This window comes from Pseudoduganella sp. RAF53_2 (assembly GCF_052113985.1).
Lineage (GTDB): Bacteria > Pseudomonadota > Gammaproteobacteria > Burkholderiales > Burkholderiaceae_D > Rugamonas.
Window position 1 is genome coordinate 1 of sequence record NZ_JBFRDW010000101.1, and the last position, 12,241, is coordinate 12,241.

General features: G+C 62.6%; 11 protein-coding genes. 3 read left to right on the forward strand and 8 right to left on the reverse strand.

The window, feature by feature from the left end; translation table 11 throughout:
* Positions 1-205: 205 nt before the first annotated feature.
* From AB4Z11_RS08500 to AB4Z11_RS08525, 6 genes are all read right to left on the reverse strand, one after another.
* Positions 206-1,318, reverse strand: a complete 1,113-nt coding sequence (locus AB4Z11_RS08500; protein ID WP_442024374.1) for an AbrB family transcriptional regulator — start codon at positions 1,316-1,318, stop codon at positions 206-208.
* A 65-nt stretch (positions 1,319-1,383) separates the two neighbouring features.
* On the reverse strand, positions 1,384-2,445 hold the full coding sequence (locus AB4Z11_RS08505; RefSeq protein WP_442024376.1) for an ABC transporter ATP-binding protein: 1,062 nt from the start codon (positions 2,443-2,445) through the stop codon (positions 1,384-1,386).
* A gap of 27 nt (positions 2,446-2,472) precedes the next feature.
* Entirely contained in the window at positions 2,473-4,239 is a 1,767-nt protein-coding gene (locus AB4Z11_RS08510) for an ABC transporter permease (RefSeq protein WP_442024378.1), read from the reverse strand.
* A gap of 10 nt (positions 4,240-4,249) precedes the next feature.
* A complete protein-coding gene (locus tag AB4Z11_RS08515) occupies positions 4,250-5,338 on the reverse strand; it encodes an ABC transporter substrate-binding protein (protein WP_442024380.1) in 1,089 nt (362 codons plus the stop codon).
* Between the two features lie 23 nt (positions 5,339-5,361).
* Positions 5,362-6,318: a Bug family tripartite tricarboxylate transporter substrate binding protein gene (locus AB4Z11_RS08520; RefSeq protein WP_442024382.1), complete on the reverse strand. Its 957-nt coding sequence runs from the start codon at positions 6,316-6,318 to the stop codon at positions 5,362-5,364.
* Between the two features lie 3 nt (positions 6,319-6,321).
* Positions 6,322-7,389, reverse strand: a complete 1,068-nt coding sequence (locus tag AB4Z11_RS08525; RefSeq protein WP_442024384.1) for a porin — start codon at positions 7,387-7,389, stop codon at positions 6,322-6,324.
* A gap of 101 nt (positions 7,390-7,490) precedes the next feature.
* Between AB4Z11_RS08525 and AB4Z11_RS08530 the strand changes: the two genes are divergently transcribed.
* Complete coding sequence (locus tag AB4Z11_RS08530) at positions 7,491-8,177, forward strand: response regulator (RefSeq protein WP_442024386.1); 687 nt, start codon at positions 7,491-7,493, stop codon at positions 8,175-8,177.
* Positions 8,177-9,631, forward strand: coding sequence for a sensor histidine kinase N-terminal domain-containing protein (locus AB4Z11_RS08535; RefSeq protein WP_442024388.1), 1,455 nt, complete (start codon positions 8,177-8,179; stop codon positions 9,629-9,631). Before AB4Z11_RS08530 ends, AB4Z11_RS08535 begins: the two co-directional genes overlap by 1 nt.
* Here AB4Z11_RS08535 and AB4Z11_RS08540 read toward each other — a convergent pair.
* Entirely contained in the window at positions 9,609-10,844 is a 1,236-nt protein-coding gene (locus tag AB4Z11_RS08540; RefSeq protein ID WP_442024394.1) for an ATP-binding protein, read from the reverse strand. The two genes, AB4Z11_RS08535 and AB4Z11_RS08540, sit on opposite strands and share 23 nt — an antisense overlap.
* A gap of 5 nt (positions 10,845-10,849) precedes the next feature.
* Positions 10,850-11,491, reverse strand: coding sequence for a response regulator (locus tag AB4Z11_RS08545; protein WP_442024390.1), 642 nt, complete (start codon positions 11,489-11,491; stop codon positions 10,850-10,852).
* Between the two features lie 100 nt (positions 11,492-11,591).
* Here AB4Z11_RS08545 and AB4Z11_RS08550 point away from each other — a divergent pair, with 100 nt between their 5' ends.
* On the forward strand, positions 11,592-12,233 hold the full coding sequence (locus tag AB4Z11_RS08550; RefSeq protein WP_442024392.1) for an energy transducer TonB: 642 nt from the start codon (positions 11,592-11,594) through the stop codon (positions 12,231-12,233).
* The last annotated feature ends 8 nt before the right edge of the window (positions 12,234-12,241 follow it).

A 12,241-nucleotide genomic window follows, 5' to 3' on the forward strand; every position in this document is an offset into this window, starting at 1 on the left:
GGTCAGGATGACGATCAGGGCGGTCTTGAACAGATTGTCGTTGAACGCGCCCAGGAACTGCGTCCAGAAGAATGGCGCGAAGCGGCGCTGTTTCAACAGGGTGAACTGGCTGGCGTGGCTCATGGTCGGAGTGACTGACAGTGAAAATACCGACAACATACATGACATTGCCCTGCCGGACAATGCCACTGCCCCTCACTCTGCGTTAGCTCAAGCTCCGCTGTTGCATCAAGCGGAAAAGCGGGCCTATCGCCAGCACCAGAATCGCCATCCGGCAGACGTGGAAGGCTGTCACAATAGGCACGCCAAGATGCAAGGTACGCGCGGTGAGCGCCATCTCCGCGATGCCGCCCGGCGAGGTGGCCAGCACCGCGGTGCCGGGGTGGATGTTCGCGGCCCAGGCCAGCAGCGCGGCAAATCCCGCAGCCAGCGTCATGGCAAACACATTGCAGACGGCCACACTTGCCATATATCTTGGCGCCGCACGCAGGAATTCCGGCGAAAAGCGCGTGCCCAGCGAAATACCGATGGACAGCTGCCCTGCCCTGACCATCCACTCCGGAACACCGCTCAAATGGATGCTGCAACCGGTCAGCGCTGCCGCCGCGAGCAGCGGGCCGATRACCCAGGCGTTCGGCACGCCTTTGCGCTTGAACAGCAGCGCCGCAGCGGACGTCAACGCGATCAACAGCAGCAGCCCCGGCACGTGCACGCCCAACGCAGCGACGCTCGGCGCGGTGGACGTGGCCAGGCCGGAGAGCGTCGCCGTGGCCGTGCCGGCCGCCGATCCGGCAGCGGCGCCGGACGCGCTGATGGCTGCATTGGCCGTAGGCTCGGGCACCGCAGGCATGCCATGCACGCTCCAGTAGCGCACTGCAAACGGTATCGTGGCGACGACCATCATCACGCGCAGGCTGTGTGCCGCAGCCACGCGCTGCACATCGCCGCCGTGGCGCTCGCCCTGTACCGCCATTTCCGACGCCCCGCCCATGGCCATCGAAAAAAATGCCGTGGCGCGATCGGTCCCCGTGAGCCGCTGCAGGAGGAAGCCGCACAGCCAGCCCAATCCGATCGAAAACGCCACGGCCAGGGCAATGAAACCTGCCCGTCCGGCCAGCACTGCCAGCACGGCCGGCGTGAAATACAGTCCCAGCACAGTGCCAATCGCCCACTGCCCCGCTTCGCGCACGCGCACGGGGCTGTGCAGATGTACGCCCGCGAGCCGCAGCGCGGCGGTGCCGAACAGGGGGCCGATAATCCATGGCAGCGGCGTGTTGAGCTGTACGCACAGCAGCGCCGCCAGGATGGCAACCGCCACCGCCCCAAGGAAAGGCCACCGCAGCGGATGCCGCCAGATTGGTCCCGCACCCGCCACGATCATCCTCAGAACACCCAGAGCTTGTCCTGTGGGAGCTGCAGCCAGTAGCTGCCTTCGTCCAGGCGGTACTTGGAGTAGGCGCGCACGCTGATGTCGCCCTTCTTGAACAGGCACTCGAAGCGGTCGCCAAGATACATGCAGGTGAACAGCGGTAGTTCCAGCGCATTGTCGGCCTGCGAGCTGCTGACCTTTACTTCCTCCACGCGGATCAACGGCGCAGTCTCCGCGCCCACGTTGCCGCGCGCCGTGCCGACCAGCTGCGTGCCCGCCACATCGATGCGCACCGTATTGCCATCACGGCTCACCAGCTTGCCCGGCAGGCGGTTATTACTGCCCATGAACTCGGCCGTAAACAAAGTCTCCGGCGTTTCGTACATGGACTGCGGCGTGCCCTGCTGCTCGATCTTGCCGTTATTGAGCAGAAGGATGCGGTCGGAGATCGCCATCGCCTCATCCTGGTCGTGGGTCACCATCAACGCGGACAGGCCAAGGCGCACGATCAACTCGCGCAGGAAGGAGCGCGCCTCTTCGCGCAGCTTGGCATCCAGGTTGGACAGCGGCTCGTCCAGCAGAATCACCGGCGGGTTGTACACCAGGGCACGGGCAATCGCCACGCGCTGCTGCTGCCCCCCGGACAACTGGTGCGGGAAACGCTCGCCCAGATGGCCGAGGCCCAACTGCTTCAGCACCTCGCCCACGCGCCTGGCAATTTCATCCTTCGGCATCTTGCGCAGTTTCAGGCCGTAAGCGACGTTCTCGTTCACGGTCTTGTGCGGCCACAGCGCGTAGGACTGGAACACCAGGCCCAGATTGCGCTGCTCGGCCGGCATCTCGAAATTGCGCGCGCCATCAAACACACGCCGCTCGCCGATGTCGATCGTGCCCTGCTTCGGGCTTTCCAGGCCGGCGACCGCGCGCAACAGCGTGGTCTTGCCGGAGCCGGAYGGCCCCAGCAGCGCCACTACTTCGCCCTTGTGCAAGTGCATCGAAACGCCCTTCAGGATCGGATTCGCGCTCGCCCCGCTGCCGTATTCCAGATGCAGCTCATTGACGCTCAATTCATTCATGGTCAAATCTCGTTTCATGATGTTCACTCAGTTATGCAGCTTGACGCCAAAGCGCAGCGCGATACCCAGACCAACCGCCACCAGGGTAATGTTAATGAAGGATAGCGCCGCCACCAGGTCGGTCGAACCGCCCGCCCACAGCGACACCAGCATCGCGCCAATCACTTCAGTCCCGGGCGACAGCAGATACACGCCGGTCGAATATTCGCGCTCGAAAATCAGGAAGATCATCAGCCAGGAGCCCAGCAGGCCATATTTGATCAGGGGCACCGTCACATCGCGTGTGACCTGGCCGCGCCGCGCACCGACTGCGCGTGCCGCCTCTTCCAGCTCAGGGCCAACCTGCAGCAGCGCCGTCGAGATCAGGCGCATGCCGTAAGCCATCCACACCACCGAATAAGCCAGCCACACCGCAAAGATCGTGGAACGCAGCGAGCGCAGCGCCGGCACCAGCGAACCGGAAACCCACATCGCAATCGCGTTGTCGGAACCTTTCGCAAAGCCGTCAATCCAGGAAGGCACGAACAGGAACACCCACAGGAAAGCGAGGCCAGCCAGCAGGCCCGGAATGGCGCGCGGTACCAGCACGCTGTAATCCAGCAGGCGCGTAATCGTGTCCGGCTTGCGGTGCATGGCCAGCGCAATGAAGCAGTAGCAGACAATCGCCAGGCCGCCGCCGATCACACCGATCAGCACCGTGTTGATGATCCCGCGGATCAGGGATGGCTGTTCGAACACCTCGCGGAAGTGCTGCAAAGTCAGCACATCCGTCAGTTTCACACCTTCGCCCCAATATTCAACGAAGGAACGCAATGCGATGCCCGTCAGCGGCAGCACGATGGTGAAGATCAGCCAGCCGCCCAGCAGCGCGAAAGCCAGCCACTTCCAGTGACCCAGCGGCATGGCCTTGGTGCGTGCGCCCTTACCCTTGATCGACACGTACTTGTTGGCAGACTTCAGCAGCCAGCGCTGCGCCATCACCAGCGGCATGGTCACGGCAACCAGGCACACCGCCACCGCCGCCATCAGGTGATACGAAGGCGTACCCAGTTTGTTGGTCAGTTTGTACAGATAGGTCGGCAGCACAAGATGGCCTTCCGGATCGCCCAGCACCAGCACCAGGCCGAATACCTCGAAGCCGAGGAAGAACACCAGCACGCCCGCATACGCCAGCGCCGGCATGATCATCGGCAGCGACACATTGAACATCACCTGAATTGGCGAAGCGCCTGCCACGCGAGCTGCCTCCTCCACGTCCGAACCCAGCGACTTCAGTGCGGACGAAGCGTACAGATACACGTGCGGCACGTGGGTCAGCCCTGCGATCACCACGATGCTGGTGAACGAATAAATATTCCAGGGAATGAAGCCGAGGATATCCTTGGCCCAGGTCGAGTAGAAGCCCACAGGCCCCATCGACACCACGTAGCCAAAGCCCATCACCATCGGCGACACGAAGATCGGCACCAGCAGCATCGGTGCGATCCAGCCAYGGCCCGGCAGATCGGTGCGCACCATCAGGAAAGCCAGCATACCGCCCAGCGGCACGGCAATCGCCGCCAGGCCGGCCGCCAGGATCAGGCCATTCTTGAATGCCATCGCGAAGTCCGGATCTTCGAAGATGAACTGATAGGCCTCCAGTCCCACTTCCTTGCCCGGCATGAAGAACGGCGCCGACAGGAAGCTCTGATAGAAGATCAGGAACAGGGGCAGGAAGATCGCGATCGAGGTCAGGACGACCACCACCCCGCGCGGCCAGTTCAGGGCTGGCCGGCCCAGTGTTGCGGTATGCATGGACTACTCCTTATTTCTTACCGGCCGTTTCTTTCCACTGYTTCAGGAAGGCCATACGCTTAGCCGGGCCGAGGAATTGCAGCAGGATCGGATGTACGGGCACCGGTTTGATCTTGTCCTGGCCAATCTGCTTGACCAGATCGGCGGACGTGGTTTCGCCCGTCACATCGGCGCGAATGGCGAACAGCTTGGAGTCGTTAGCGACAATGGTCTGGCCGCGATGCGACAGCATATAGTCCATCCACAGCTTGGCGGCGTTGACGTTCTTGGCAGCCTTGTTGATGAAGATCACGCGCGACATCACCAGCGTGTAATCTTTCGGCAGCTGCACGCCAATCGACGGATCGGTCTTGGCGCGCACCAGCGCGTAGGAACCCAGCACGTTATAGCCGATCAGATTTTCGCCGGAGGAGATACGCTCCATCATGGTGCCGGTGGACGACTGCACGCGCACCTTGGCCGCGCCGAACGCATTCTCAAGCTCCTGGAACTTCGGATATTCACGCGCATCCTGGGTCATGAACATGAAGCCCACGCCGGATTTCTCGATGTCGTAGGTCGTGACCTTGTCCTTGAACTTGGGCTGCTGGATCAGTTTGACGAAGTCCGCGTGGGTCTGCGGCACTTCCTTGGCATCGACCAGGCGCTTGTTGTAGACGATGGCAGCCGGTTCGAAGGTCGTGCCGTAAGCCTGATCGTCCCACACTGCCCAGCCGGGGATCTTGGACGCTTCCACGGATTTGTACTTCAGCGCATAGCCATCGGAGGCGAGGCGCATTTGCAGGTCCATGGCGGACGACCACATCACGTCGGCCGTATTGCCRCCAGCTGCAACTTCGGAGATGAAGCGGTTATACACTTCGGTCGAATTCATATCGTTGTATTCGACGGTGATGCCCGGATAGAGGGCGCTGAAGTCCTTGATCAGCGGCTGCGTCGCCTTGCTGTCGGTGGCGCCGTAGATCACCAGCTTGCCTTCCTTCTTGGCCGCATCCACGATCTTCTGGTAGTCGGCCGGATAGCCCGCCGGCAGTTCTGYGAATGCGGAGCTTGCAAACAGGCCTGCCGCAGCCGCGACCAGCGTCATCTTCATCTTCATCAATGTCTCCTTGGAGGTTTTTATCAGCGCACCAGGCCTAGCTGGCTGGCGCGGCGGCCGTAGTCGTCAACGGCCTTTGTTACGTATTCGGTCAGGGCCTTGCCCGTCATATTGAAGGGGTACAGGCCTGCCGCTTCGCGCATGTGCGCAAATTCCGGATCTGCCATCATGCGGTCGAACTTACTTACCCACTGAGCGTAGTCGGCCTCGGTAGCATGGGGGCTCATCCACACGCCACGGATAATCGGCCACACCACGTCGTAGCCCTGCTCCCGTGCAGTCGGAACGTTGGCCAACAAGCCAGGCAAGCGCTGTTCCGACAGCACGGCCAGCACCCGCACATTCCCGCCAGGCGCCATCAGGTGCGCTTCCGAGGCGTCACCCGACACCACATGCACGAAATTAGCCTGCAGCGCTGTGAAAGCCTCACCGCCGCCCTCCAGCGCCACGAAACGCAGCACTTTCGGATCGATGCCGGCCGTGCGCACCAGCAGCGCAATCTTCAGCCAGTCCTGGCTGCCGATGGTGCCGCTCACGCCGATCAACACCTTGGACGGATCGCGCTTCAGTGCTGCGACCAGGTCGCCCAGCGATTTGTAAGGCGAATCGGCGCGCACGGCGATCATGCCGTAGTCCGCGCCCAGCGCTGCCACCCAGCGCACGTCGGACGCTTTCACCTTGCCGAACTTGCCCTGCGCCATATTGAGCAGGGAGCCACCGGAGAAGGCGACCAGYGTGCCGGGTTCGGCACGGCGGCGGCCCGCCAGCGAATGCCAGGCCACGGCGCCAATGCCGCCGGGTAGATAGCTGAGGTGCATCGGCGGCGGATTGGGGGTAAGCGTGAGGCCTTGCTGCACCAGCTTGCAGGTCAGGTCCATCGCGCCGCCCGGCTTGGACGGCACGATGCATTCGGCGCCGGAGGCCAGCGCCGCGCCGCTCAGGAGAACGGCAGCCAGCAAAAAGTGCAGCAGTGCTTTCATGACTTAGAAGCGATGTTGGATACCGACCATCAGGCCATGCTGGCTGTTGCCGAACGCCGCGTCATCACGCGACAGGCCTGTCAGCAGATCGTGTCGGGCCTTGGTATAGCCGAGTGTCGCGTACAGGTCGGTGCGCTTGGATGCAGCGTAGCGGTAGCGCAGTACGTACATGATCGGATCAGCGTCCTTGCCGTCGGCGACATTCTTCACATCGACATAGTACACGGCGCCGGTCAGCGTGACGTTAGGCTGCAGCTTATAGGCCACACCGGTCCAGTAAGTCGTTGCTTTCACGTCCGGCGTAGCGGCTTTGCCGGCCTTCAGCTTGAAATCGCGGCCGGCCAGCCAGAACTTGAATGGGCCGGTCTGGTAGTAGCCGCCGGCGTGGATCACCGAGGTTTCGTCGCGATTGCCGGTGGCGGCTACGGTATTGCCGTTCTCGCGTTCATAGGTCGCCATCAGACCCAGGCCTTCGGATTCGTAGCTGGTGGCGAAGGCATATTTCGCGCTGTCGGCGTGGCTGCCGTTGGCCTGTTCGCCGAAGGAATACGTCGCGCCGTAGTTGAAGTCTCCGGTCTTGCCGGAATACTTGATCATATTGTCGAAGCCCGTGGTCATACCGTACTTGCTTGGGCCGGTCGCGCTGGCGGTCGTGGCCCACGAGTAGAACGGCGCGAAGCCCATCGGGTCGAAGCGGATCACGGTGTCGTACACGCTGGTGAAGGAGCGGCCCAGCACCACGCGGCCCCAGCTGCCTTCCAGGCCGACGTTGGCCTGGCGGCGGAACAGCTGGCCGTCAATGGCGCCGGTGTCCATCAGAATGCCGCCTTCCAGCTGGAACACGGCTTTCAGGCCGCCGCCCAGGTCTTCGGAGCCGCGCAGGCCCCAGCGGGAAGTGTTCATGCCGCCCGAGCTGACGCGGCTCAGGGTGCCGCCATTCGGGCCGGCGTTGTTGGATACGTCGACGCCGACGTCGAGCAGGCCATAGACTTGAACGTTGGATTGTGCGTGGGCTGCGCCACCGGCGGTAAGCATCGCCGCGACGGCGATCGTCGTGGAAGTTCTTTTCACAAGCTGTCTCCTGGGTTTATAGTTAGTTGTGCTCGATCTTGCTCTGGCACGGTTCAACTATAAAATCGTCAACCTTTCAATCGCCTTTCAGCCACATTTCAATGCGCATACTGTTAGTAGAAGACCACACAGAATTACAACACTGGCTCTCGAAAGCCCTGCGCGATGCCCATCTGACGGTCGAATGCGCGGACAACGGCGCCGATGCTGACGCGCTGCTGCTCACGCAGGAATATGGCCTGATCATCCTCGACCTCACCCTGCCGAAGATGGATGGACTGGAAGTGCTGAAGCGCCTGCGCGCCCGCGGCCGCAAGACGCCCGTGCTGATCCTGACGGCGCGCGGCGGACTGGAAGACCGTGTGCAAGGCCTGAATCTGGGCGCCGACGATTACCTCGCCAAACCTTTCGAACTGGTGGAACTGGAAGCGCGCGTGAAAGCCCTGCTGCGCCGCAGCAGCGGCAACGAGGCGCTGGTCTATGAATGCGGCGCCCTGAAATTCGATACGGTATCGCGCATGTTCAGCTACTACGGCAACAGCTTGGCGCTGACGCCGCGCGAGCACGCGGTGCTGGAAGCGCTGATCACGCGCGGCGGCAAACCGGTGGCGAAGGAAAAGCTGTTCGACGAAGTGTTCGCCCTGGCCGACGATGCGAACCTCGATGCGATCGAGCTGTATATCCACCGCGTGCGCAAGAAGCTGGAAAGCACGGAGCCTGGCGCGGCGGCCATCACCACCCTGCGCGGCATCGGCTACCTGCTGCAGCCGCGCGACGCCAAGGTCTGATGGCGGCGCTGCTCGAAAGTCTTCGACTGCGCTGGCAAGGCGGCGCGCCACTGGGCAGCTTGCGCCGCCAGTTGCTGCGCTGGCTGCTGCTGCCGCTGATTTTGCTGGAGCTGCTGAATACCGTGTCCGTCTATCGCAATGCGGTCGACGCGGCGGATCAGGCTTATGACCGTTCGCTGCTGGCGTCCACGCGCGCACTGGCGGAACGCGTGTCCGTGGTCGATGGCAGCGTGGTGGCCGATGTGCCCTATGTGGCGCTGGACAGCTTCGAGACCGACACGCTGGGCCGCATCTACTACAAGGTCACCGGCATCAAGGGCGAAACCGTGTCCGGCTACGACGACCTGCCGCCTGTGCCGCCCAATGTGCCGCGCTCCGAGAACTACCCTGCCCTGGTGCGCTTCTATCACGCCAATTACAACGGGCAGCCGATCCGCATTGCCGCCCTGCTGCAGCCGGTGTACGACAGTTCGATGCGCGGAATCGCCCTGATACAGGTGGGTGAAACGCTGGACGCGCGGCGCGGCCTGACCAACAAGATTCTGCTCGACACCGTGGTGTGGCAATCCAGCGTGGTGCTGGTGGCCGGTCTGCTGATCTGGTTTGCCGTACGGCTGGTGCTCCAGCCTTTGATGCGCCTGAAAGCGGAAGTGGAAACGCGCAGCGTATCCGACCTGTCCGATCTCGATCCCGCCCTGGTGCACAAGGAAATGCGCCCGCTGGTGCAGGCCATGAACGCCTATATGTCGCGCATTCAGGAACTGATCGCCAACCAGCGCCGCTTCATTGCCGACGCCTCGCATCAGCTGCGCACGCCGTTGACCGTGCTGAAGACGCAGGCCGAAATGGCGCAGCGTGACATCAACCGTGATGCCAGCGGCGCCGACCTGCGCGAAATCGTGAACAGCATTACCGCCACCACCGACTCCACCGTCCACCTGGCAAACCGCCTGCTGATGCTGGCCCGCATCGAACATAGCGGCAACCACACGCCGGAACCCGTGCCGCTGCGCGCCATGGTGCAGCAGGTGGCACTGGAAATGGCGCTGTCCGCTGTCAACCGCAATATCGATCTTTCGCTGGAAGGCGATACCGAGGCGGAAGTGGCCGGCCAGGCGCTGATGCTGCACGAGCTGGTCGCCAATCTGGTCGACAATGCGCTGCACTACACGCCATCCGGCGGCAGCGTGATTCTGCGCGTGATGCGCTATGCCGAACACACCGTGCTGGAAGTGGAAGACAGCGGCCCCGGCATTCCTGAAGCGGACCGTGACCGCGTGTTCTCACCCTTCTACCGCGCAGCCAGCTCGATGCAGACCAACCCCGGCGGCTCCGGCCTCGGCCTGGCCATCGTGCGCGACATCGCTGCCCTGCACAACGCCACCATTGCCCTCGACGCCGGCGCGAACGGCAAGGGCTTGCTGATCCGCGTCAGCTTTCCAGCGGCAAGCTGATCGCGATACGCGTGCCGTTGGCGGTGGCGATGGCAAAGCGTCCGCCCAGCGCCTGCACGCGCTCCTTCATGCCTGCAATGCCGATGCCTTCTGCCGTGTGTGCCGGATCGAAGCCGACGCCATCATCGGCAACGGCAATCTCGAGGCGGCCATCGCGCCGCAGCAGCGCCACCGTGGCATTGCGTGCGCGGGCGTGCTTGACGATGTTCGATAGCGCTTCCTGCACGATGCGATAAGCGCTGATGGCCACGTTGCCGTCCAGTCCCGCGAAATCGCCTTGGGCCTGCAGCGCAAAATGACAGTCAGGGTGATTGCGTTCATACTGGTTCACCATTTCTTCCAGCGCGCCTTGCAGGCCAAGCATGTCCAGCACTTCGGGACGCAGGCGGCGGACCAGCGAGCGGCCGCTGTTGTATAAGCCCAGCGCCAGTCTGGTGATCGCACGCGCCTTGTCGCCGATCTGCCCGGCCAGCGGCGCGGGCTGCGCCTGCGCGGCCAGCGCAGTGATTTGCTGCGCCTCCAGGCGGACAGCAATCAGCGTGGCATTGAGTTCATCGTGGATTTCCAGCGCAATGCTCTTGCGCTCATCTTCCACGGCGGTGTTCACGCGCTGCAGCAAGCGGCGCTTTTCTTCGTCTGCGGCGCGCAAGGCTTGCATTGACGATTTGAGCGAGGCAGCGAATCCGTCCGTCATGCGGTAAGCCAGCGACAGGCAAAGCAGCAGGCCAAGACTGGCCACGCCCAGCTCGATGTAGAAGCGGCGCCTCTGCTTCGCCAGCAGCGCGGTAGCGGACATGCGCACCTGCACATAGCCCATGGTGCCGACATTGCGGTCGCCGCCGCCGGTCACATACAGCAGCCGCTTATGAATCGGCGCCTCGAAGTAACGGGCTTCCGGCTGGCCGGAGGTACGCGCTTCCACATCGACCAGGGGTTTGCGGCTCGCATCCAGCAGCGTCACGCGCTTAATGGCTGAATCGCCCTGCATCATGYCGTAGATGGACGCCTTCAGTTCGTCGAACTGGCCGCCCATCAAGCTCGCTTCGCCACTGCTGGCCAGCGCGGCAGCCAGCAACTGGCCCCGCTCCGCCAATTCGGCGCGCACTTCCTCCTGGCGCGACTGGTGGCTGTACCAGGTCAGCGTGACGAACAGCACCAGCAAGGGGAAGGTCGTGATCAGCAGCAGCCGCGTACGGGTGCTCAGGCGCGGCATGATGGTCAAGGCTGGATCAGGCCATGGCGTACTGCGAGGCGCGTGATGTCGGCGGCGCGCTGCACGCCCAGCTTGTCCTTGATGGCCTGGCTGGTGTTGCTGATGGTTTTGCTCGACACATCGAGCTTTTCCGCGATTTCGGCGTTGGTCTGCCCTTCCGCCATCATCGTGAAAATCTGCAGCGAACGCTCATCCAGCAGCGCTTGCGGCGATTGCTCGCCCAGTACGGACAGGCTGGCCAGGCGCTCCGCAATCGCCGGCATGAAATACAGCTCGCCGTGCTGCGCGCGCTTGACGGCGAGCGCCAGTTCCTCAGGATCGCAATCCTTGGTGATGAAGGCACGCGCGCCGATGCGGTAGGCCTCCTTGATCAAACTGTCCTGATCGAACTGGGTCAGGAAGATGACGCGGGCGTTCGGCTTGGCCTTCAGGATCTGGCGCGCAGCATCCAGGCCCGTCAGCTGCTCACCGAAACGGATATCCAGGATAGCAACATCAGGTTCCATCCTTTGGAACTCCGAGATCGCCTCTTCCGGCGTTTTGGCGCGCGCCACCACCTCGATTCCATGGGCGCCCAGGGTCATGGCAAAGCCGTCCATTACGATGGGATGATCGTCTGCCAGCAATGCGCGAATGTTCTTGTCCATAGGCAGAACGATATCACAGCAAAAAATTCCACACAAACCCATTGCAAATTTCTACTTACTGGAAGAATATACTTCCATGCACTAGCAAAGGAGAGTTCTCATGAATTTCAATTCCCAGCGCAAGAACTACACCGGAATGGCCGTGATTGGACTGGCACATGTGATGGCTTTCGTGTTCGCCCTGCAGCATACCAAGGTGTGGATCAACCATCCGGATGGACCGGCGGCGGTCGAAGTATTGCCGCTGCCGCCTGAGCCAAAATACGAGACACCTCCCCCGCTGCCGATGCCAACGCAGTTCACGCCGCCCGACGTGCGTCCGCCGACAGATTGGCCGGTCACGGTCACGATTACCGACACCACGCCCACCATTCCGGAAGGCGTGCCCGTGCGGCGCCCCGTGAATCCCGGTCCGCCGGCGGCGGGCGGTGGGGATATCGTGGTGGCGAAACACGAGCCGCTAACCGTGCAGCCGGTGATTGAAATGCGGGCTTGCGCCAAACCCGCTTATCCGCAGTCGGCCTTGCGCAATGGCGATACGGGCACCGTCACGCTGGCCTTCCTGATCGGAACGGATGGCCATGTGGCGGCGTCGAAAGTGGAAAAATCGAGCGGCTATCGGGATCTCGACCGCGCTGCAATTGGCGGCCTGTCGCAATGCCGCTTCAAACCGGGGACGGTGGACGGCGTTCCCTTTGAATCCTGGACGCGCGTCCAGTACGTGTGGTCGCTGGACGATTAATTCTTCTG

Coding starts and splice junctions, on each gene's coding strand:
- AB4Z11_RS08545 (WP_442024390.1), bottom strand. CDS start 11,491: ATGGACAAGAACATTCGCGCATTGCTGGCAGACGATCATCCCATCGTA.
- AB4Z11_RS08535 (WP_442024388.1), top strand. CDS start 8,177: ATGGCGGCGCTGCTCGAAAGTCTTCGACTGCGCTGGCAAGGCGGCGCG.
- AB4Z11_RS08550 (WP_442024392.1), top strand. CDS start 11,592: ATGAATTTCAATTCCCAGCGCAAGAACTACACCGGAATGGCCGTGATT.
- AB4Z11_RS08530 (WP_442024386.1), top strand. CDS start 7,491: ATGCGCATACTGTTAGTAGAAGACCACACAGAATTACAACACTGGCTC.